Consider the following 21,679-nt stretch of genomic DNA (forward strand, 5'->3'; position numbering starts at 1 on the left):
GATGGCACGATCCGCACGGCAGACCTATACCGTCGGCCAACGCAGGCTCTCCGTCTCCAGCCTGGACAAGGTGCTCTACCCGGCCACGGGGACCACCAAGGCCGAGGTCATGGAGTACTACCTCGCAGTGGCCGGCGTCCTCATCCCCCAGGTGGCCCGGCGGCCGGTCACCCGGAAGCGGTGGGTGGACGGGGTGGGCACGGCGGACCACCCCGGGCAGGTGTTCTTCCGCAAGGACCTCGAGGACTCCGCCCCGTCCTGGATCCCGGTCGGACGGCTGGCACACGCCGACCACACCAACACCTACCCGCTGGCCGACGAGCCGGCGGTGCTCGCGTGGTTCGCCCAGGTGGCGGCGTTGGAGCTGCACACCCCGCAGTGGCGCTTCGGCCGCAACGGCCAACCCCGCAACCCGGACCGGCTGGTGCTGGACCTGGACCCCGGGGAAGGCACCGGACTGGCCGAGTGCGCCGAGGTGGCCCGCTGGTGCCGGGAGATCCTCGCGGACATGGGGCTTCAGGCCTACCCCGTGACCTCGGGTTCCAAGGGCATCCACCTCTACGCCGGACTGGACGGGACACACAACGCGGACGCCATCAGCCAGGTCGCCCACGAGCTGGCGAAGGCCCTGGAGGCCGACCACCCGGACGCGGTGGTCTCGAGCATGCGCAAGTCCAGCCGCACGGGGAAGGTGTTCGTGGACTGGAGCCAGAACAACGGCTCCAAGACCACCGTGGCACCCTACTCGCTGCGCGGCAGGGACCGGCCCACCGTGGCGGCCCCACGCACGTGGGAGGAGCTGGCGGACCCGGGGCTGCGCCACCTCGAGCTGGAGGAGGTGCTCCGCCGGGTCGCGGACGGGACTAACCCGCTGGCACCGCTGGGCTGGGCGCCGGCGGACGGCGAGCATGAGGGCGAGGGGGGCGACGCCGGCCCGTCACCGGACACTGCCGACGACGGTGGTGCTGCCGCCGGCTCCCCTGCCGCCGGCTCCGGCGATGCGGTCGACCGCCTCGCGAAGTACCGGTCCATGCGGGATGCGAACAAGACCGCGGAACCGGTGCCGGAAGACGCCCCGGTGCCGCGGGAGGCCGCCGAGGGGGAGGCGCCGACCTTCGTCATCCAGGAACACCACGCGCGCCGGTTGCACTGGGACTTCCGGCTGGAGCATTCCGGGGTGCTGGTCTCCTGGGCCGTGCCCAAGGGGCCGCCGCTGGACACGGACGCCAACCGGCTGGCCGTGATGACCGAGGACCACCCTCTGGAGTACGGCACCTTCGAGGGCACCATCGCGAAGGGAGAGTACGGGGCCGGCGAGGTCACCATCTGGGACGCCGGGACCATCGAGATCGAGAAGTGGCGGGAGGGCCAGGAGGTGATCGCCGTGCTGCACGGCCGTCCGGAGGGCGGCCTGGGCGGCGTGCCGCGGCGCTACGCCCTGATCAACGCGCCGGGGATGGGCGGGGAGAAGAACTGGCTGATCCACCTCATGAAGGACCAGCCGGAGGCCGGCGGGGCCAGGCCCGCATCGAAGGCGCCGGCCCGTGCAGCAGGCCGGCGGACCACCGCCACCACCGCCACGGACCCCGCTGATCAGCAGGCGTTCACCGTGGCCGACCTGCCCGCCCCCATGCTGGCGACCGCCGGCCGGCCGGCCGACCTCACGGCGGACGAGGACTGGTCCTACGAGATGAAGTGGGACGGTTACCGGCTGATCGCCGGGGCCTCGCCCGGCCGGCTGGTCCTGGCCAGCCGCAACGGCAAGGACCTCACGGCGGACTACCCCGCCCTGGAGGAACTCACCGGGCTGCTCACGGGCGAGGCCGCTGAGCGCGGCGGGGCGGTCCTCGACGGCGAACTGGTGGCCCTGGACGATGCGGGGCGGCCCGATTTCGGCCTGCTGCAGGAGGCCAGCGGCCGCACGAGCCGCGGGCGGCGCCGGTCCGGGCGGCCCGGACCGTCTGGGCCGTCGGGCCGCGCTGCCGACGAGATCGAGTTGCGGTACCTCGTGTTCGACATCCTCCAGCTGGGGCCGCCCGGCGTGCCGGCGCGGCGGGTCCGCTCCCTGCTGCGCACCGCCTATGGCGAGCGTCGGGAGATCCTGGATGCCGCCGTCGGGCAGGGGGAGGTGGTGGCGGTGCCGCCGGGCCACCGGGGCACCCTGGCCCAGGCCCGTCGGGCCAGCCGCGAGCTGCGGCTCGAGGGGGTGGTGGCCAAGCGGACGGACTCCACCTACCTCTCCGGCCGCCGCGGGGCCGCGTGGATCAAGCTGAAGCTGGAGCAGCACCAGGAGGTGGTGGTGATCGGGGCCCGGCGCGGCAGGGGCGGCCGGGCCGGCGGGATCGGTTCGCTGCTGGTGGCCGTGCCGGATGAGTCGGGGCAGCTGAGCTACGCCGGCCGGGTGGGGACCGGGTTCTCGGCGGAGCAGCTGCGCCAGGTGCAGGACCGGCTGCGGCGGATCGAGCGCAAGACCCCGCCGGTCCGGGACGTCCCCGCCGAGGACCGGGCGGACGCCTGGTGGGTGCGGCCCTCGCTCGTGGGCGAGGTCTCTCTGGCGGGCAGGACCCGCGCCGGCCGGCTCCGGCAGGCCGCCTGGCGCGGCTGGCGCGAGGACAAGTCGCCGGACCAGGTGCGGTGGGAGACGGAATGACGGGGAACGGGAACGGGCACGGGGACAACCGGGATCCCGAGACCGGGGCCCTGCGGCGCGAGACCGCCGGGGAGAAGCAGGACCGCAACTGGAACGACCTGCTCCAGGAGCTGCGGGTGATGCAGACCGGGACGCAGATCGTCACCGCGTTCTTGGTGACCCTGCCGTTCCAGGCCCGGTTCGACGACCTTGCCGGCGACCTGATCGGCTGGTACGTGGCGCTGCTGGTCGCCGCCGTCCTGCTGACCGTGCTGATGCTGCTGCCCGTGGCGATCCACCGGCGCTTCTTCGGCCAGCACCTCAAGCACCGCACCGTGCAGATGGGGCACCGGGTGGTGCGGGTCTGCCTGGTGGGCATGGGGCTGCTGCTGGCCGGCTGCGTGGCGTTCATCGCCCATGCCCTCGTGGACCCGGTGGGGGCGTGGTGGGTCACCGGGGCCACGGCCGTGGTGATCGCGGTCGTGCTGGTGGTGCTGCCCCCGGTGCTCCACCCGGACGCCCCCTGAGCGGGCGGCCCCGGGGGCTGTGGGGAGGGTGCGGGATCAGCCGGCGGCGTGCTCGTCGGCGACCGCCAGCGCCTGGTCCAGGATGTCCAGTCCCTCGTGCAGGACCTCGTCCGGGGTGTTCAGCGGCGGGGCGATGTGCAGGCGGTTCTCGCTCACGAACGGCAGCAGCCCGAACTTCTTGCACTCTGCCGCCAGCGCGCCCATCTCGCCACTGGCCCCGCCGTAGGGCGCCATCGGTTCCTTGGTGGTGCGGTCCTTGACCAGCTCGACCGCCCAGAAGGCCCCGAGGCCGCGGACGTCTCCCACGGACCGGTGGCTCCCCATCAGCTCACGCAGGCGCGGGGCGAGGATCTCGGTGCCGATCCGGGCGGCGTTGGCCACCATGGACTCGTCCTGCATGGCGTTGATGGTGGCCACGGCGGCGGCGCAGGCCAGCGGGTGGCCGGAGTAGGTCAGCCCGCCCGGGTAGGCGCGGTCGGTGAAGGTGGCGTAGACCTCCCCGGAGATCGCCACGCCGCCGAGGGGCACGTAGCCGGAGTTCACGCCCTTGGCGAAGGTCAGCAGGTCCGGCTCGACACCCCAGTGGTCCACCCCGAACCAGCGGCCGGTGCGTCCGAAGCCCACCATGACCTCGTCGGCGATGAACAGGATCCCGTATTTCCGGGTCAGCTCCCGCACCCCCTCCATGTATCCGGCCGGCGGGACGAAGATCCCGGCGGTGCCCGGCACGGATTCCAGGATCACGGCGGCGAGCGTGCCGGGGCCCTCCAGCTGGATGACCTGCTCGAGGTGATCCAGCGCGCGCTCGGTCTCCTGCTCCGGGGTCTCGGCATGGAAGGCGCTGCGGTAGGGGTAGGGCGGGAAGAAGTGGGCGACGCCGGCCGCGCCCCGATCCGAGGCGAAGCGCCTCGCGCTGCCGGTCACGTTGATGGCCAGGTCCGTGCCGCCGTGATAGGAGCGATAGGCCGAGAGGACCTTGGGCCGGCCGGTGTGCAGGCGGGCCATGCGGACGGCGTGCTCCACGGCCTCGGCGCCGGCATTGGTGAAGAACACGTGGTCCAGGTCCCCGGGGGTCAGCTCCGCCACGAGCCGGGCGGCCTCGGAGCGGGCGTCGTTGACGTGGGCGGGGGCGATGGTGGCGATCTTCGCCGCCTGCTCCTGGATGGCGGAGACCACCGCCGGGTGGGAGTGGCCGATGTTGGTGTTGATCATCTGGGAGGAGAAGTCGATCATCCTCCGGCCCTGACCGTCCCAGACATGGGAGCCCTCGGCCTTCACGATCGTCATCGGGTCCAGGGCCCCCTGGGCGCTCCACGAGTGGAACACGTGGGAACGGTCCAGGTCGTAGGCCTGGCGGCCGGCCGCCAGCAGGTCCTGGCTGATGGACGGGTCCGGGGACACGGGCTGGATGGTCATCGACTCTCCTGACGCTGGGGGCGGGCGGCGGCTGCGCCGGCGGCCTGCGGGCTGTGCGGATATCCGGTGTGGTGCAGGACACCACTGGGCTCCAGCATGCCCGATCGGGCCTGCGAACGGGGAACCCGGCCGGACGGTGACCGGGTCGCCCGTCGCCGTCCGGCCCGGTCACCGGGTGACATGGGCGCCGGGGGTCCGGAGATGATGGGATAATCACCCCCATGGACCCCGTGACAGAGACCGTTGACGTGGCCCGGGACGCTGACCAGACGGCGGGGACGGGCCTGCCGGGCGTCCGCTGGCTGTCCTCGCAGGAGCGCCGTGCCTGGCTGACCCTGGTGGCCACCCACATGCAGCTCATGCCCACCCTGGAGGCCGACCTGCAGCTCGAGGGCACCGTCAGCTTCTTCGAGTACCAGGTGCTGGCCATGCTCTCCGAGAGCGATGAGGCGCTGGCCATGAGTGAACTGGCCGCGCGGACCAACGCCTCCCTGTCCCGGCTCTCCCACGTGGCCCGCAAGCTCGAGAGCCGCGGCCTGATGGCGCGGAGCCCGTCCAGCGAGGACGCGCGCGTCACCATGGCGGAGATCACGGCGGAGGGGATGGCCGAGATCGAACGCCTCGCCCCGCACCACGTGGCCAGCGTGCGCGCACGGTTCCTGGACAGCCTCGACGAACAGGACCTGGCGGATCTCGGCCGGATCGGGTCCAAGATCCTGGCCCACCTGGATCCGGAGCACTGGGTCTTCCGGGATCCGGCCCTCGTGGAGGACCGGCCGCAGCCGGCCTGAGGCCGCCCGGATGCCGCCCGGATGTTCCAGAATCCCGGTTTGAAGGATTCAGGCCGGTGGCCTAAGATGGAACGGCGTTAAGCCACGTTGCGTTGTGGTGTGTCCGTGCCCGCACGGCCCGCCGCAACACCGGAAAACAACGTGCTTCCCGTAACCGGATCTCCTTCCCCGCCTTCACCGGCATGGGCAGGGGACTCACCGTCTTCCCCCGCGATCAAGGGCACTTCGGCTGGCTCTCACCCAGTCTGGTTACCCCTTCGGAAAGTCGCAGTAAGAGCGCGGTGTCACAACTGGTGGCGGGACTCGTGGAGCGCCCGGTTCGTCCGGAGGTTCCACAACGGGTTCCGCCCGTTCTTTTACTACTACTTGCAACGAGGAGTGATCATGGCAGCTAACTGCCAGGTAACCGGGGCTGGGCCGGGCTTCGGCCACAGCATTTCCCACTCACACCGTCGCACCAAGCGCCGGTTCGACCCGAACATCCAGAAGAAGACCTACTGGGTCCCGTCCTTGCGACGCAACGTCACCCTGACGCTGTCCACCAAGGGCATCAAGACCATCGACGTGCGCGGGATCGACGCCGTCGTCGCCGACCTGCTTGCCAAGGGAGTGAAGCTCTGACATGGCCAAGGACAAGGACGTACGTCCCATTATCAAGCTGAAGTCGACCGCCGGTACCGGGTACACCTACGTGACCCGCAAGAACCGCCGGAACACCCCGGACCGCATCGTGCTCAAGAAGTACGATCCGGTCGCCCGCCAGCACGTCGAATTTCGAGAGGAGCGCTGAGGCATGGCCAAGAAATCCATGATCGCCAAGAACGAGCAGCGTAAGGTCATCGTTGCCCGCTATGCCGAGAAGCGCCTGGAGCTGAAGAAGGCCCTGGTGGACCCGAAGTCCTCCGACGAGGAGCGCGAGGCCGCCCGCGTGGGCCTGCAGAAGCTGCCCCGCGACGCCTCCCCGGTGCGCGTCCGCAGCCGCGACTCCATCGACGGCCGCCCGCGCGGCACCTTCCAGAAGTTCGGCATCTCGCGTGTCCGCTTCCGGGACATGGCGCACCGCGGCGAGCTGCCCGGCATCACCAAGTCCTCCTGGTGATCGCCGGCTAGTCAGCCGGTGCGGGCGCCGTCGAGGCGCCGGACACACCATCCGAAGGGGTGGCAGACCATTGGGTCTGCCACCCCTTCGGCGTTGGACGGGGCCTCCGGACCGGCAGGGGATCACGGCTGTGGAGGGCCCGAAACCGGGGGTTTTCCCGGATTTCCCCGGATTTCCCCGGAAATCCGCGTGTTTCCGCCCTTCTGAGGCGTGTTTTCGCCGTTTCGGGTGGTAGTTTTCGAAGCACGCGCCCGGATCTGCCGGTTCGGGCCAAGCCAAACCACCATCGAAGTCCAGGAGGACACATGGCTATGAACCGCAGCGAACTGGTCGCCGCCGCCGCCGAGAAGACCGGCAACTCCCAGGCCGCCGTCAACGGCGTGCTGGATGCCGTTTTCGAGATCTTCTCCGCGCAGGTCTCCAAGGGTGAGAAGGTCACCATCCCCGGCTGGCTTGCCGTGGAGCGCACCGACCGCGCGGCCCGCACCGGCCGCAACCCGCAGACCGGCGAGTCCATCCAGATCCCGGCCGGCCACTCGGTCAAGATCTCCGCTGGCTCCAAGCTGAAGGCTGCTGCCACCGGTAAGTGAACCGGTCCGGCCCGCGCCCGGACCCCTCGGGGCCGGCCGCAGGTCGCCGTTCGAAGGCGCTCCACCTCGTGGGGCGCCTTCGGCGTTTAAGGGCGGTCCGGGCCGCCGGCCGTCCCACCCGAGTGTTTTCTACAGCCGGTAGAACACGCGTAGAATGAAACACTGGCCGAGGCACTGGTCGACGGCACAGCGGCAGGGAGGTGTTCGGTGTCCACTCGCATGGCACTGCACCGCGCGCCGTCCCGATCTGCCGCGGCCCGTTCCCCCGCAGCCCGCCCGGAGCCGGTCCGCGGCGCGTCCCGGCTGCTGCGCGGCTGGGCCGCCGCCCTCGTCGCCACCCTGCTCGCGGCCGGCTCCCACACCCTGGCGAACCTCGTGGACCCGGGTGCCTCCCCGTCCACCCACGCGCACCACGACGCCGGCCCCGCCCCGATCCTCTGGATCCTCACCCTCGCGCTGGCCGGCCCGGTGTGCACCGCCCTGGCCGGGCGGCGGCTGTCCTGGTGGCGCCTGGCCGCCGGGGTCACCGCCAGCCAGCTGCTGTTCCACTGGCTCTACTCCGCCACCGCCGGCCCCGCTGCGGCGCCCGCCCTGTCCGGCCTCGACGGACGCCACGGGGCACACTCCGGTCATCCCGGGAGCTTGGTCCCCGGCATCGGGAGCAGTGCCGCAACCGGGAGTAGCGCCGGCACCACCCTCGGCGAGGTTCCGGGGGCCGCGGGGGCCGTGCACGCGGACTCCCCGGCCATGGCCGCCGCGCACCTGCTGGCCGCCGTGATGACGGTGGTGGTGTTGCGCCGCGGGGAGGTCCTCGCCGGCCGGGTGGCGGATCTCGCGGTGGGACTGCTCCTGCGCTCTCCGGGCGCCCGGCTCGCCCGGTGGATCCCCGCCGTCCCGGTCCGCCGGGTCTCGGCGGCACAGCTGAGGGTGGCGTACCGCCCGGAGGACGTCCTGCTGCCCTCCCTGCGGCTGCGCGGACCGCCCGAGGGGCCTCAGCTCGCCCTCGCCGCCTGATCGTCCCCCGATCCGCCGGCCGGCTCGAGCCAGAACCCTCTCAGCTCTCAGCGGACCACGCCCGGCGCCTGCCCGCGCCGGGTCGAAAAGGACATCATGACACTTCACGCGACCAACCCTCAGCCCACCCGTCGGCCCGTCAGGGCCGGCGCCGCCGCCCTCTCGGCGGCGGCCCTGCTCGCCCTGGCCACGGCCGGCCCGGCGGCCGCCCACGACCAGCTGCTCTCCGCCTCACCGGCGGCGGGTACCGCGGTGATCGAGACGCCCAGCGAGCTCACCCTCACCTTCTCCGGCAACCTGATCACCGGTGAGGGCATCTCCAACGTCGCCACCGTGACGGATGAGAACGGCCACCAGTGGCAGGACGGGGACGCCGAGGTCTCCGGACCCGAGCTCAGCGCCGCCCTGTGCGAGGGCATGCCCAACGGTGAGTACGCGGTCAGCTACCGCGTGGTCTACTCGGACGGGCACTCGGAGGAGAAGAGCTACGACTTCACCCTCGAGGACCCGGGAGCCCCCGAGGAGGGTGCGCCCGAGGACTGCGGGGTGGTGAACCCCGACGCCCCGGTCTCCTCGGAGGCGACCGCCCAGGACGTCGGCCCCAGCACCGGCGCCGACGCCGACACCGGCACGGAGCCCGGCTCCTCCGGTGCGGCCACGGCCCCGGGTGCCGACCCGTCCGCCGGTGCCGGGGCCGCGAGCGACCCCGCCACGGATGATGCGGCCCAGGAGACCGGCGAGCCCACGGCGGAGGACAGCCAGGACCCCGCCGCCGCAGTACCCGGCTGGGTCTGGGCGGCGGCGATCGGCGGCGTGCTCGTCGTCGTGGTGGCCATGCTCGTGGTGTTCCGCAAGGCCAAGGCGATCGGCACCGGCTCCGGCGCATCGGGCCGCGGCGGTACCGGAGCCGACCAGGAGTAAGCCCCGCCGACCGACCCCGGGCGGAGCCGGTGACCCCGAGCCGCCCGGGGTGGCCGCCGGGCGGCGGCCAGACGAGTGCCGGCAGCGGCCGGACACTGCGAGAGAATGGACACCGTGACTTCTTCGAGTTCCTCGAGTACTTCGAGAACCGCCGGGCAGGACGCCGGCGTGCCGATCTGGCTGTGGCCCGTGGCCGGCGTGATCGGCGCCGTGGCGCTGGTGCTGGCGGCCGCCTGGACCGGCATCACGGCCGTGGACGAGCTCTCCGACCCCGGTGTGCTGACGCGCTGGGGCCTGCCCCTCGCGGAGATGGCGCACAACCTGGCCATGCCCACCGCGGTGGGCGCACTGATCTTCGCCTGCACCATCATGCCGCCGCAGCGAGGTGGCGCCCGTTCCGGCCGGTCCGGAACCAGGCCCGCCGGCCCCGCTGGCGGCACCCACTCCGAGGAGGCCGAGCACCCGGCCTTCTCCCGCCTGATGCGCGTGGCCACCGTGTCCTGCGTGGTCTGGACCCTCTCCGCGCTCGCGGTGCTCGTGCTCTCCTACTCCGACCTGGCCGGGATGCCTCTGGACCCGGGACCCAGCTTCACCTCCGGGCTGGTCGGCTTCCTCCAGGACATCTCGGTGGGCCAGGCCTGGACCGCCGTCACGGTGGTGGCCGCCGTCGTCACCTCGCTCACCCTGGCCGTCCGTTCCACCACCGGACTGGCCTGGACCGCGCTGCTCGGCCTGGTCGGCATCGTCCCGCTGGCCCTCATCGGCCACTCGGCCTCCGGGGACGACCACAACGGCGCCGTCAACTCGATCGGCCTGCACCTGCTCGGGGTGGTGGTGTGGGTCGGCGGCCTGATCGTGCTGGCCCTGGTCTCCCCGAGGCTGCACGGACCGGACGGCGCCACCGGCCGGGCCTCGGCCCACCGCGAAGGCCCCGAACCCCTCGTGTACACGGTGGTCTCTCGCTACTCCCTGCTGGCCGGGCTGGGCCTGGCCACCGTGGTGCTCTCCGGGATCGTCAACGCCGCCATCCGGATGAACACCCTCGAGCAGCTCCTCAGCCCCTACGGCCTGCTGGTGCTGGCCAAACTGGTCGGCTCCCTGGCCCTGGGCCTGATCGGCCTCATGCACCGGATGTGGATCATCCCGCGGCTGGCCACCGGGACCAGCGCGCCGCCCGCCGCCGGCCAGCGCCTACTCTGGCAGCTGATCGCGGTGGAGGCCGCCATCATGGCCGCCATCATGGGCCTGGCCACGGTGTTGGGCCGCACCTCGCCCCCGGTGCCGGAGGAACTGCCCCCGGACGCCACCCCCGCCCGCATCCTCACCGGCTACGACCTGCCGCCGGAACTGACCCTCCAGACCTGGTTCTCGCAGTGGCGCTTCGACTGGCTGTGGGTGGCCATCATCGCCTTCCTGGCCCTGTGGTACCTGCGCTCCGCCCTCCGGCTGCACCGGCGCGGGGACGGCTGGCCCGTGCTGCGGACCGCCTCGTTCCTGCTCGGCCTGGCCATCCTGTTCTGGGTGACCAGCGGGGCCCCGGCCGTCTACGGCCAGGTCCTGTTCAGCGCCCACATGGTGGCCCACATGACGCTGACCATGATCTCGCCCCTGTTCCTGGTCCTCGGGGCCCCCGTGACCCTGGCGCTGCGGTCCCTGCCGGCCCGGGTGGACGGCACCCGTGGGCCCCGCGAGTGGATCCTGTGGCTCGTGCACTCGCCGTTCGCGAAGTTCATCACCCACCCCGGGGTGGCGGCAGTGAACTTCGCCGGCTCGATCCTGATCTTCTACTACACGCCGATGTTCGGCTTCGCGCTCGACGAGCACCTCGGCCACGAGTTCATGAACGTGCACTTCCTGCTGACCGGCTACCTCTTCGCCTCGGTGATGATCGGGATCGACCCGCTGCCGCGCAAGGTGCTCTACCCGATGCGGCTGGTCATCCTGCTGGCCACCATGGCCTTCCACGCCTTCATCGGCGTGGCCATGACCTCCTCCGAATCCCTCCTGGAGGCCTCCTGGTTCGGCTCCACCGGCCGGGACTGGGGACCCTCGGCGATCGCCGACCAACAGATCGGCGGTGCCGTGATGTGGGGCATCGGCGAGGTGCCCACCGTCATCATGGCGGTGGTGGTCTCCGTGATGTGGTCCCGCAACGATGCGAAGGAGACCAAGCGCCTGGACCGCAAGGCCGACCTCAACGACGAGGCCGAGCTCAAGGCGTGGAACGCCATGTACGAAGATCTCGCCGACCACGAGGAGCCCCGCCGATGAGCGCCCCCACCCTCCGCCACCTCCGCCACCGCCGTCCCGCCAGACCCCGGCTGGCCGGTCCTCGGGGCGGCCCGCTGGGCGGTCTGCTGGCCTGCGGCCTGGCCGGCGTGCTGCTGCTCGCCGGCTGCTCGGCGGCACCGGGGGACACGGACGGCGGCGACGGCGGCGTCCCCGCCAACCCGCACGGCATCACCTCGGCGAACCCCTCGGGAACGGCGGTCCCGGGGGACGACGCCTCCGGTGCGTCGGGCACCTCCGGTGCGGGGCCGGCGTCGGGCGCTGCCTCGAGGGAACCCGCCTCCGGTGAGGCCACGGCGAGCGAGGCCCGGGCCGACCAGCGGGCGGTGGGCGCTGCGGCCGAGCGGGCCGCGAGCTTCGGGTTCACGAACCAGGTCTCCGCCACGGACACCGCGATCGCGGACACCCGCCAGGAGGCCAGGCTGCGCCAGACCAACACCTCTGGCACCACCGTGGACCCGGCCGGCTGCAAGGCCCCGCTGACCGCCGTGGACTGGTCGCCGATCCAGATGGCCGGGGCGGACGCCTCCCGGATCGACTTCGGCTCCGAGTCCTTCGCCGGCACCGGGACCGTGGAGGTCGCCTCCCTGGAGGACGGCGCCGCGGTGCGGGCGCACCGGGAGAACGTGGAACGGCTGGTGGCGGAGTGCCCCGAGCTGAGCATGACCGTCACGGACCAGGACGGGCAGGCCAGCACCTTCGACTTCACCGCGCGCGCCTCCGGGGCGGCAGACGAGGGATCCGGGCAGGGCGTCGACTCCGGCCTGGTCTGGACCCGCACCCCGGCAGGCGGGGGAGCGGAGACCACCGCGCAGGTGCTGATCGGCCAGACGGCCGAGCACGTGGTGATGGTCTCCTTCATCGGCGGCGCCGAGGTGGCCGGCGAGGAGTTCACCACCATGGCCGAGCAGATCCTGGCGGCCGCCGAGGGCTCGCTCTAGCCCTCATCGACAGCCAGGATCCGCCTGGAACCACCAGTCCACAGGGGTTCACGGGCCGGGGTCCCGGCTGACAAGATGACCGCAGGACAGACCACCACAGCACCGATCCGAAGGAGCACCCCGTGAGCGAGACCCAGCCACAACCCGACGACAGCTTCCGGGACACGGAGACGAGCGAACTCGACCGGCGCGGGACCCACCAGCCCCAGCAGGGCGTCAGCGGTGCCGCGAACCAGCCCGGAGAGGGCACCCGGGACCGCGAGGCGGACTCGGAGGACCAGGCGGAGTCCGCGAATCCGGATCCGGCCGACGGGGACGTCACCGGCCTGGAGCCCGGGGGCGGCGTGCCGCCGGGGGAGACCCCACCCGCCGAGGACCAGATGAGTGAGGACCAGGGGCACGAGGAGTAGGCGGGCGGGTGATTCCCGCCCCTGATCGTCAGGAGTCCAGATGGAGCGTCTCGAACACGGCCGGGAGATCCCGGACCCGCTGGTCCCCTACCTCGAGGTCGACCGGTCCACGCCCCGCCACGAGTGCTGGGTCACCGGGCACATGGTCGCCGGGCTGGACGGAACGGCCGCCATCGACGGCCGGGTCGGGGCCCTGTCGACCCGGCCCGATCAGGAGCTGTTCCGCAGGATGCGCCAGATCGCCGACGTCGTGCTGGTCGGTGCCGAGACGGTGCGCCGCGAAGGCTACTCGCCGATCCAGCTGTCCGCGCCGGCGCAGGCGCAACGACGCTCCCGAGGGCAGTCCCCGAACCCGCCGGTCGCCGTGGTCAGCAGGAGCCTGGAGTTCGACTGGTCGGCCCGGGTCTTCTCCGCTGCACCCGCCGACGCCAGGACCATCGTCGTCACCTGCGAGACGGCGGACCCGGAACGGCTGGCTGCGGCCGGGCGGGTTGCGGAAGTGGTCGTGGCCGGTCAGGAGCGGGTCGATCCGGCGGCGGCCATGACGGCGCTGGCAGGTCTCGAGTACGGCGTGGTGCTCTGCGAGGGAGGCCCCCGGTGGCTCGGCGAGCTCGTCGCGGCCGACCGCCTCGACGAGTTGTGCCTGAGCCTCTCACCGCTGATGGGCGGTGACCCCCTGCCCGTCAGCGTGACCCCTCCGGGCGCGGGAGTCGCCCGGTTCGGATTGAAGGGGGCCATGGTCGAGGACGACACCGTGTTCCTCCGCTACGAGGTGGCGCCACCGGGGCAGGCTCGTCATGGGTGAGGACGCCTTCAGCGGACTGATGTCGTCCACCGACCAGGCCCTCATCGTGGTCACCACGGCGGCCGAGGGCGAGCAGGCCGGTTGCCTGGTCGGGTTCCACACCCAGTCCGGCATCTCGGCCGAGCGGTACTGCTTCTGGCTGTCGAAGGCCAACCACACCTACCGGGTGGGTCTGCGGTCCGCACACTTCGCGGTCCACTTCCTGACCGCCGGCGACCTGGCCGTGGCGGAGCACTTCGGCACGCTCTCCGGTGAGGAGACGGACAAGTTCACGGGGGTCGACGTCGACACGGCGGACAGCGGTGTTCCGCTGCTCAGGGCGGTCCCGCACCGGATGGTGGTCGAGCGCCTCACCGTGCTCGACGACGGCGGCGACCATGTGGCGGTCACCGCGCGGATCGCCTCCGCCGAGACCACCGGGCCGTTCACCCCCCTGCGCCTGTCCGATGTCGGCCACCTCGACGCGGGCCGCGACAGCGGGGAGCGGGCCATCCACCCCTGATGAACCGGGCGGGGAGCGGGTGACGGAAGGCCCCTCGGTGTCCTCCCGTGTAGGCGACTTCGACTCCTGTCCGCCGACGCGAGAGAATGAGGCCATGACAGCCTCATCCCCGCGCACCCAGTCCCGCGTCCGCGCCTCCGAACTCGTGGGCCGCAACTGGCTGAACACCGGCGGCGCCTCCCTGGACCTCGAGGGGCTGCGCGGCAAAATCCTGGTTTTGGACTTCTGGTCCTTCTGCTGCATCAACTGCCTGCACGTGCTGGACGAGCTCCGTCCGCTCGAGGCCGAGTTCCAGGACGTGCTCGTCACGGTGGGCGTGCACTCGCCCAAGTTCGACCACGAGGCAGACCCGGACGCGCTCGCCGCCGCCGTGGAGCGCTACGACGTCCAGCACCCCGTCCTGGACGATCCGGCACTGACCACGTGGCAGGCCTACTCCGCCCGCGCCTGGCCCACCCTGGTGGTGGTGGACCCCGAGGGCTACATCGCCGCGCACCTCTCCGGTGAGGGCCATGTGGCCGGGCTGACCTCCCTCGTCAACGAACTCGTGGCCGAGCACGAGGCCAAGGGCACCCTGCACCGGGGGAGCGGCCCCTACGTGCCGCCGGAGCCGGTGGCCCGGGACCTGAAGTTCCCCGGCAAGGCCATCGCCCTCGGCGCCCGCGGCACCCGGCAGGGGTCCTTCCTGGTGGCGGACACCGGCCACCACCGGCTCGTGGAGGTGGCCGGGGACCTCACCACGGTGCTGCGCACCATCGGCGGCGGGGTGGCCGAGGGAGTCGGGGAGAAGGGAATCGTCGACGGCGGCCCGGAGACCGCCCGGTTCAACGAGCCCCAGGGTCTGGCGCTGCTGCCAGAGGCCGTGGCCGCGGCCGTGGGCTACGACGTGGTGGTGGCGGACACCGTCAACCACCGCCTGCGCGGGGTGAGCCTGGCCGACGGGACCGTGACGACCCTGGCCGGCAACGGCGTCCAGCGGCTGATCGACCCGGAGCGGGCCCGCGAGGCCGCGGACCCGGAGGCCGGCGACGGGGAGGCGGCGGTCTCCCTGGAGCCCTTCGGCACCGGCCCGCTGGAGACCTCCCTGTCCAGCCCGTGGGACGTGGTCTGGTCCACCGTGGAGGACACCCTCATCGTGGCGATGGCCGGAACCCACCAGATCTTCGGCTTCGACCCGCGCACCGGGGACCTGGCCGTCTATGCCGGCACCGGCCTGGAGGGCCTCGAGGACGGCGGGCCCACCGAGGCCTGGTTCGCCCAGACCTCCGGGCTGGCCGAGTCCGCCGACGGCACCCTCTGGCTCGCCGACTCCGAGTCCTCCGCGCTGCGGTCCATCACCCCGGCCGACCCGGCCGCCGCGGGCGGTGCGCGGGGCCGTGAGGTGCGCTCCGCCGTCGGAACCGGGTTGTTCGACTTCGGCTTCCGGGACGGCGCCGCCGGGCAGGCGCGCCTGCAGCACCCGCTGGGCGTGGCCGCCCTGCCGGACGGCTCCGTGCTCGTGGCGGACACCTACAACGGGGCGATCCGCCGGTACGCGCCGGCCGGGACGGCCGCCGACGGGCGGGCCACCGAGGCCGCGGTGTCCACAGTGGCGCGCGGGCTGAAGGAGCCCTCGGACGTCCTGGTCGAACGAGACCAGGACGGCGCACCGGTCTCGATCGTGGTGGTGGAGACCAACGCCCACCAGCTGGTGCGGCTGGCCGTGCCCCAGGAGTACCTGCAGGTGGACGAGGGGGCCCTCCAGACCCAGCGCCCCCGCACGGCCATCACCGCCGGAGACCTGGAGCTGGCCGTGTCCTTCGCCGCCCCCACCGGGCAGAAGCTCGACGACCGCTGGGGTGACCCGACCCAGCTGAAGATCTCCTCCTCACCCGAGGACCTGCTGCTGGGCGGGGACGGCACCTCCACCGGGCTGCACCGCACCCTGCGGATCAACCCCGAGGTGGCCGAGGGCGTGCTGCACATCACCGCGCGCGCGGCCTCCTGTGACGGGGAGGCCGGCCAGCCCATCCCGGACCACGCCGCCTGCCATCTGTACCAGCAGGACTGGGGGATCCCGGTGACGGTGCACGCCGGTGCGCCGGACGCGGCGGGCGAGGCGGCCGGCGTCGTGCCGGAGACGCGGCTGGACCTCGACCTGCGCGGGATACACTGACTCACGCCAGCACCGCACCCGATAGACCCGAAGGCGGCTGTATTCCCATGACCACCCTGGTTGTTGCCTCATCCCAGCACGGTTCCACCCGCGAGATCGCCGAACGGATCGCCGAGGTCCTGCGCGTGAACAAGGGTGTGACCACCGTGGTGGAGGACACCAAGGACGCCCCGAAGTGGCTCGCGACGGTGGACGCCGTGGTGGTGGCCCTGCCCGTGTACGGCGGCTCCCTGGACAAGGCCGGCAAGGCCTTCCTGGACAGCCACCGCGCCGAACTGGCGGACAAGTCGCTGTTCATCGCGGCCTCCGGCGGCAGCCCCGGGCTCGATCCGAAGCTGGAGGCCGTGCTGGGCACCTACGGCGCCCGGGACGTGACCTACCTGCGCGGTGCCGTGACCGAGGAGAAGCTGGGCTTCCTGGAGAAGCTGCTGATCAAGATGGCCAAGGGCCAGTTCGGCGACTTCCGCAACTGGGACGCCGTCGAGGCCTGGGGCAAGTCCCTGGCGGCCCGCGGAGCGCACTGACCCCTTGACGCGCGTGCCTCGCCGGGTTCACTGTTGCAGTACGTGAATCCAGTTGAGGGATGCGGAACATGGGCAGCACCACTCGATCGCCGCGGGTCGTCATCATCGGGGCCGGGATCGTCGGCGCCAACCTGGCCGACGAGCTCACCGAGCGCGGGTGCACGGACGTCACCGTCCTGGACCAGGGGCCGATCCCCGTCACTGGCGGATCCACCTCCCACGCCCCGGGGCTCGTCTTCCAGACCAACCCCTCCCGCACCATGGCCACCCTGGCCGCCTACACCGCCCGCAAGCTCTCCGGCCTGAGGTGGCGCGGCGAGTCCGCCTACAACGCGGTGGGCGGGCTCGAGCTGGCGACCACCGAGGAACGGCTGGCCGAGCTGCACCGCCGCTGCAACCTCGCCACCGCCTGGGGGCTCGAGGCCTCGGTGTTGGACCCCGAACAGGCGGCGGCGCTGCATCCGCTGCTGCACGCCGAGCGGATCCTCGGCGCCCTGCACCTGCCCGGGGACGGGCTGGCCTCCTCCGTGCTCGCCGTCGAGGCCCTGCGGGCGCGCGCCGAGTCCCGCGGGGCCCGCTTCCTCGAGCGGGTCACGGTCACCGGCCTGGAGCATGACGCCGGCCGGGTCACCGGGGTGCGGGCCGGCCGGGAGGTCTTCGGTGCGGACGTGGTGGTGAGCGCCGCCGGGTTCTGGGGGCCGCAGATCGGGGAGCTGGCCGGCACGCGGGTGCCCCTGGTGCCGTTGGCCCATCAGTACGTGACCACCTCCGAGGTGCCCGCGCTGCGCGGCTGGACGGACGGTGAGGGGGCCGCCGCCGGGACCGGGAACACCGCGCGGCTGCCGATCCTGCGGCACCAGGGCGAGGACCTGTACTTCCGGCAGATCGGGAGCACGCTGGGGATCGGCTCCTACGCCCACCGACCGATGCCCGCCCGGATCCAGGAGCTGCCGGAGTACGACGCCGCGGCCGGGGCCATGCCCTCGAAGCTGCCGTTCACCCCGGCGGACTTCGAGGGGCCGTGGGCCGCCAGCCTGGCGCTGTTGCCGGATCTGTCCGGGGCCCACGTGCGGGAGGGGTTCAACGGGATCTTCTCCTTCACCCCGGACGGCGGATCCCTGGTGGGCGAGTCGCCCGAGCTGCGCGGGTTCTTCCTGGCCGAGGCGGTCTGGGTGACGCACTCGGCCGGGGTGGGCCGGGCCGTGGCGGAGCTGATCGTGGACGGACAGTCCCACACGGACCTGCGGGAACTGGATGTGGCCCGCTTCGAGGAGGTGCAGCTGGCCGGAGACTACGTGCTGGAGACCTCCCAGCAGGCCTTCGTGGAGGTCTACGACATCAAGCACCCCCTGGAGCCCCGGCTCTCCCCCCGGGACCTGCGGCTCTCCCCGTTCCACGCCCGGCAGGTGGGGCTCGGCGCGTCCTTCCTCGAGTCCGGCGGCTGGGAGCGCCCGCACTGGTTCGAGGCCAACCGGGCCCTGCTCGAGCGGCTGCCGCCGGAGTGGGTGCCGCCGCGGCGGGAGGGCTGGACCGCGCGCTACGACTCCCCGGTCTCCGCCGCCGAGGCCCACGCCACCCGAACGAACGTGGCCCTGTTCGACCTCACCTCCCTGCGCCGCCTCGAGGTCTCCGGCCCCGGCGCCGTGGGCCTGCTGGAGCGGCTGACCACGGGGCGGGTGGACCGCGAGGTGGGAAGCGTGGGATACGCGCTGATGCTGACCGAGTCCGGCGGAATCCGCAGCGACGTCACGGTGGCGCGCCTGGGGCAGGACGTGTTCCAGGTAGGGGCCAACGGCGGGATCGACGCGGCGTACCTGCAGCAGGCCGCGGCCGACTGGAACGCCGGGGCACGGGGTGATGGTCGGGGCGATGGCGGGGGCGAGGTGCAGGTGGAGGACATCACCGACCGCACCTGCTGCATCGGCGTCTGGGGCCCGCGCGCCCGGGACCTGGTGCAGCCGCTGACGCAACTGGACCTGTCCGACGACGGCCTGCCCTACTTCCGTGCGGCCGTCGCCTCGGTCGCGGGGATCGGGGTGCGGATGCTGCGGGTCTCCTACGTGGGCGAGCTCGGCTGGGAGATCTACGCCGACAACGACGACGGTCTCGCCCTGTGGGACGCCCTGTGGGAGGCCGGCCGGGACCTCGGCGTGGTGGCGGCCGGGCGCGCGGCGTTCAACAGCCTGCGGATCGAGAAGGGGTACCGGGCCTGGGGCACGGACGTGGACACCGAGCACGACCCGTGGGCCGCGGGGTTGGGCTTCGCGGTGCGGAAGGACCGCAGCGGGTACGTGGGCGAGGAGGCGGTGGCCCGGATGCGGGCCGGCACCTCGGCCGTGGCCTCCTCCGGTGAGCCGACCGGATCCCGGGCCGGCCGTCGTCGTGCCCTGCGCTGTCTGACGGTGGACGACGCCGTGTCCGTGGTGATGGGCTCGGACCCCGTGTTCGTGGGGGATGATCCGGTCGGCTACACCACGAGCGCCGCCTACGGGTACACGGTGCACCGGCCGATCGCCTACGCGTGGCTGCCGGAGTCGGCGGGCGTGGGGGACGCCGTCCAGATCCGCTCCTTCGACCGGATGGTCCCGGCCACCGTGACCGCCGAGCCGCTGGTGGACCCGGAGGGGAAGCGTCTGCGGGGCTGACCCCACCCTCCGGGCACAAAGTGACTCCACCCCCACCAGAGTGACGTGGTCTCGTCACTCCGTGCCCAGGGGTCAGGTGGGGGAGTAGCCCATCCGCCGGCTGACGGCGAGGCCGGCGTCCATCAGCTGGGGCAGGACCTGGGCGTCCTCGGGGTCGAAGCGGAACTCCGGTCCGGAGACGCTGATGCCGGCGATCACCACCCCGCGGTGATCGCGGACCGGGACGGCGGCCGAGACCAGCCCGATCTCGTACTCCTCCCGTACCGTGGCGACGCCGGCGTGGGCCACCTGGAGCAGCTCCTCCTCCAGCCGGACCCTGCTGGTGAGGGTCCGGGAGGTGAACCGCGGCAACCGGGTGCCCTGCAGCAGGGCACCCCGCTCCTCGGCCGTCAGGGCGGCCAGCAGCACCTTGCCGGAGGCCGTGGCGTGCAGGGGCGTCAGGCTGCCGACCCAGTCCTGGGTGCCCAGGCTGGAGGGTCCCCGGGCCTGGTCCACGTTGACCGCGTAGCCGGACCGCAGCACGGCCAGGTTCACCGTCTCCTCCGCGCTCGCGGCCAGCTCCCGCAGGAACGGTCCGGCCTCCTGCACCAGGTTCAGCCGGCCCGGGATCGCGGCGGCCAACCGGAGGATCCCGAAGCCCAGCTGGTACCTTCCCCGGTCCCGGTCCTGTTGCACGAGTTCGCGGGACACGAGGGCCCCGAGCAGGCGGGAGGCCGTGGACTTGTGGATCCCCATCTCCGCGGCGATCTCGCTGACCCCGGCCTGGCCCTCGCGAGCCAGGATCTGCAGCACGGTGGCGGCCCGGTCCACGGACTGCACCCCGGCGGCGACGCCGTTCTCGGCCGGTTCCAGGTCAGACGGCGGCATCCAGCCCCCGTTGGCGCAGGATCTCCCGCTGGTTCGGGTTCACCGAGGGCCGGAACGGCACCTCCACCACCTCGGCGGCCACGGGCCGGCCGGGCTCCTCCGCGTACTGCTCCGGCAGGTGCACCCACAGCTCGGTGCCCACGGCCGTGAGCCCCACCGGGACGTAGCCCATCGCGATGTTGTGGCCGAGCTCCGGCGAGAACCAGGGGGAGGTGAGGTAGCCGACCGGCTCGCCCGGGCCGGCGTCGTCCCCGGTGTTCTCTGCTCCGGAGGCGCTGACCAGCCAGAAGTCCGGGGCGTAGTCGTCGATGGGCCTGCCGCCGAGCCGCATCCCGACCAGTTGGTGGGTGTACGGCGGGGTGCCGGCCTCGATCTGGTCCCGGGCGGCCTCCAGGGCGGCCTTGCCGATGTAGTCGGCCGCCTTTTGCCGAGGCACCTGGTAGCCGAGGTTGGCCTGGAACGGCAGGGTCTCCTGGTCCAGGTCCTGGCCCCAGGACAGGATGCCCGCGGCGATCCGACGGTGGTGGGCGGGGGCGACGACGGCCAGCTGGTGGGGCGTGCCGGCCCCCAGCACCGCGTTCCACATCCGCTCGGCGTGCAGGGTGGAGTCCTTGAGGTAGATCTCGTAGCCCTTCTCACCGGAGAACCCGGTCTGGGAGACGATCACGGGGCAGCCGGCCACCTCGCCCGCCAGCAGCCCGTAGGACGGCAGCTCGGCCACGGCGGGGCCGAAGAGGTCCGTCATGAGGTCCAGGGACTTCGGACCCTGAACCTGCACGGGGGAGACATCGATCTCGCGGATGTCCACGTCGAACCGGCGGCCCACGTTCACCCCCTGCAGCCAGAACAGCAGGTCCGAGTCGGAGAGGCTGAACCAGAACTCGTCCTCGGCCACGCGCAGCAGGACGGGGTCGTTGAGCACGCCGCCGGCCTCGTTGCAGAGGATCACGTAGCGGGCGTGCATCGCGGGGATCCTGGTGGCATCGCGTGTGATGACGAAGTCCACGAAGGCCTCCGCCTCGGGGCCGAGCACGCGGATCTGACGCTCCACGGCCACGTTCCACAGGGTCACGTGGTTCACCAGGGAGTCGTACTCGACCATCATGCCGCCGTCCTCCGGGGCCACGTAGCCGCGGGGGTGGTACATGCGGTTGTAGACGGAGGCCCGCCAGCAGCCGGCCTCCATGGACAGCTGCCAGTAGGGCGACTTGCGGACGCGGGTGTCGATCAGCATCTGGACCGGCGTGGGGCCGGACTGGCGCAGGTTGATGGGGACGGTGCGGTCGGACTGGTCCACGGTGGGGCTGTTCGGATGGGTGGTGTTCATGGGTGCTCTGCTCCTGAGCGCGATGGGGTGGCGGGGAGGCAGCAGGGCGGCAGCGGCGACGCCGGGACAGCCTCACCAGATGTTGCGCATCATGAACCAGGTTCCGTCATGCGCATCTGGTGGTGCCACGGTAGCGCTGCGCGCGGTCGCTGGGAAGAGGTGTCCTCCGATCCGTCACCCGGCAGGTCCGGGCGCTTCGAGGGGCACGGATCCAGGCCGGGACCGGG

20 protein-coding genes are annotated in these 21,679 nt (G+C 72.4%); 17 read left to right on the forward strand and 3 right to left on the reverse strand.

All coding sequences use genetic code 11. From position 1 onward, the window contains the following. Position 1: 1 nt before the first annotated feature. The gene (locus AB0K08_RS02625) at positions 2–2,650 is read left to right on the forward strand and encodes an ATP-dependent DNA ligase (RefSeq protein WP_363351361.1); all 2,649 of its coding nucleotides are present in this window, start codon (positions 2–4) and stop codon (positions 2,648–2,650) included. After that, complete coding sequence (locus tag AB0K08_RS02630; RefSeq protein ID WP_363351363.1) at positions 2,647–3,156, forward strand: DUF6328 family protein; 510 nt, start codon at positions 2,647–2,649, stop codon at positions 3,154–3,156. Before AB0K08_RS02625 ends, AB0K08_RS02630 begins: the two co-directional genes overlap by 4 nt. Before the next feature lie 36 nt (positions 3,157–3,192). On the opposite strand, the gene AB0K08_RS02635 is transcribed toward AB0K08_RS02630, so the two are convergent. Then, positions 3,193–4,572 carry an aspartate aminotransferase family protein gene (locus tag AB0K08_RS02635; protein WP_363351365.1) on the reverse strand — a complete coding sequence of 460 codons (1,380 nt, stop codon included), beginning with the start codon at positions 4,570–4,572 and terminating at the stop codon, positions 3,193–3,195. Positions 4,573–4,793: 221 nt separating this feature from the next. Between AB0K08_RS02635 and AB0K08_RS02640 the strand changes: the two genes are divergently transcribed. From AB0K08_RS02640 to AB0K08_RS02710, 15 genes are all read left to right on the forward strand, one after another. Continuing rightward, entirely contained in the window at positions 4,794–5,363 is a 570-nt protein-coding gene (locus tag AB0K08_RS02640) for a MarR family transcriptional regulator (protein ID WP_363351367.1), read from the forward strand. 384 nt (positions 5,364–5,747) lie between these two features. Then, positions 5,748–5,984 carry a 50S ribosomal protein L28 gene (gene rpmB / locus AB0K08_RS02645; RefSeq protein WP_309812673.1) on the forward strand — a complete coding sequence of 79 codons (237 nt, stop codon included), beginning with the start codon at positions 5,748–5,750 and terminating at the stop codon, positions 5,982–5,984. A gap of 1 nt (position 5,985) precedes the next feature. Then, positions 5,986–6,153 carry a 50S ribosomal protein L33 gene (gene rpmG, locus AB0K08_RS02650; protein WP_159552753.1) on the forward strand — a complete coding sequence of 56 codons (168 nt, stop codon included), beginning with the start codon at positions 5,986–5,988 and terminating at the stop codon, positions 6,151–6,153. 3 nt (positions 6,154–6,156) lie between these two features. Continuing rightward, positions 6,157–6,462 (forward strand): 30S ribosomal protein S14, encoded by a 306-nt coding sequence (gene rpsN, locus AB0K08_RS02655; RefSeq protein ID WP_363351370.1) that lies wholly within the window; start codon positions 6,157–6,159, stop codon positions 6,460–6,462. A 305-nt stretch (positions 6,463–6,767) separates the two neighbouring features. Beyond that, entirely contained in the window at positions 6,768–7,052 is a 285-nt protein-coding gene (locus AB0K08_RS02660; RefSeq protein WP_363351372.1) for an HU family DNA-binding protein, read from the forward strand. Between the two features lie 207 nt (positions 7,053–7,259). Next, entirely contained in the window at positions 7,260–8,066 is an 807-nt protein-coding gene (locus tag AB0K08_RS02665) for a hypothetical protein (RefSeq protein ID WP_363351374.1), read from the forward strand. A 96-nt stretch (positions 8,067–8,162) separates the two neighbouring features. Beyond that, complete coding sequence (locus AB0K08_RS02670) at positions 8,163–8,987, forward strand: copper resistance CopC family protein (RefSeq protein WP_363351376.1); 825 nt, start codon at positions 8,163–8,165, stop codon at positions 8,985–8,987. Positions 8,988–9,101: 114 nt separating this feature from the next. Next, positions 9,102–11,258, forward strand: a complete 2,157-nt coding sequence (locus tag AB0K08_RS02675; RefSeq protein ID WP_363351378.1) for a cytochrome c oxidase assembly protein — start codon at positions 9,102–9,104, stop codon at positions 11,256–11,258. Further along, positions 11,255–12,217 carry a hypothetical protein gene (locus AB0K08_RS02680; protein WP_363351380.1) on the forward strand — a complete coding sequence of 321 codons (963 nt, stop codon included), beginning with the start codon at positions 11,255–11,257 and terminating at the stop codon, positions 12,215–12,217. The genes AB0K08_RS02675 and AB0K08_RS02680 overlap by 4 nt, the downstream gene beginning before the upstream one ends. A gap of 122 nt (positions 12,218–12,339) precedes the next feature. Further along, positions 12,340–12,627, forward strand: a complete 288-nt coding sequence (locus AB0K08_RS02685; protein WP_363351382.1) for a DUF6480 family protein — start codon at positions 12,340–12,342, stop codon at positions 12,625–12,627. A 40-nt stretch (positions 12,628–12,667) separates the two neighbouring features. Further along, positions 12,668–13,432, forward strand: coding sequence for a pyrimidine reductase family protein (locus AB0K08_RS02690; RefSeq protein ID WP_363351384.1), 765 nt, complete (start codon positions 12,668–12,670; stop codon positions 13,430–13,432). Next, positions 13,425–13,934, forward strand: a complete 510-nt coding sequence (locus tag AB0K08_RS02695; RefSeq protein WP_363351386.1) for a flavin reductase — start codon at positions 13,425–13,427, stop codon at positions 13,932–13,934. The genes AB0K08_RS02690 and AB0K08_RS02695 overlap by 8 nt, the downstream gene beginning before the upstream one ends. A 94-nt stretch (positions 13,935–14,028) precedes the next feature. Beyond that, a complete protein-coding gene (locus tag AB0K08_RS02700) occupies positions 14,029–16,089 on the forward strand; it encodes an NHL domain-containing thioredoxin family protein (protein ID WP_363351388.1) in 2,061 nt (686 codons plus the stop codon). Positions 16,090–16,136: 47 nt separating this feature from the next. Further along, the gene (locus AB0K08_RS02705) at positions 16,137–16,613 is read left to right on the forward strand and encodes a flavodoxin domain-containing protein (RefSeq protein ID WP_363351390.1); all 477 of its coding nucleotides are present in this window, start codon (positions 16,137–16,139) and stop codon (positions 16,611–16,613) included. A 68-nt stretch (positions 16,614–16,681) separates the two neighbouring features. Then, positions 16,682–19,258 carry an FAD-dependent oxidoreductase gene (locus tag AB0K08_RS02710; RefSeq protein ID WP_363351392.1) on the forward strand — a complete coding sequence of 859 codons (2,577 nt, stop codon included), beginning with the start codon at positions 16,682–16,684 and terminating at the stop codon, positions 19,256–19,258. A 72-nt stretch (positions 19,259–19,330) separates the two neighbouring features. Here the strand turns inward: AB0K08_RS02710 and AB0K08_RS02715 are convergent, their stop codons facing one another. Both AB0K08_RS02715 and AB0K08_RS02720 read right to left on the reverse strand, forming a co-directional pair. Then, positions 19,331–20,125 (reverse strand): IclR family transcriptional regulator, encoded by a 795-nt coding sequence (locus tag AB0K08_RS02715; RefSeq protein WP_363351395.1) that lies wholly within the window; start codon positions 20,123–20,125, stop codon positions 19,331–19,333. Continuing rightward, positions 20,112–21,452 (reverse strand): glycine cleavage T C-terminal barrel domain-containing protein, encoded by a 1,341-nt coding sequence (locus tag AB0K08_RS02720; RefSeq protein ID WP_363351397.1) that lies wholly within the window; start codon positions 21,450–21,452, stop codon positions 20,112–20,114. Before AB0K08_RS02720 ends, AB0K08_RS02715 begins: the two co-directional genes overlap by 14 nt. Positions 21,453–21,679 lie beyond the last annotated feature (227 nt).

This window comes from Citricoccus sp. NPDC055426 (assembly GCF_040677445.1).
Taxonomy (GTDB): domain Bacteria; phylum Actinomycetota; class Actinomycetes; order Actinomycetales; family Micrococcaceae; genus Citricoccus.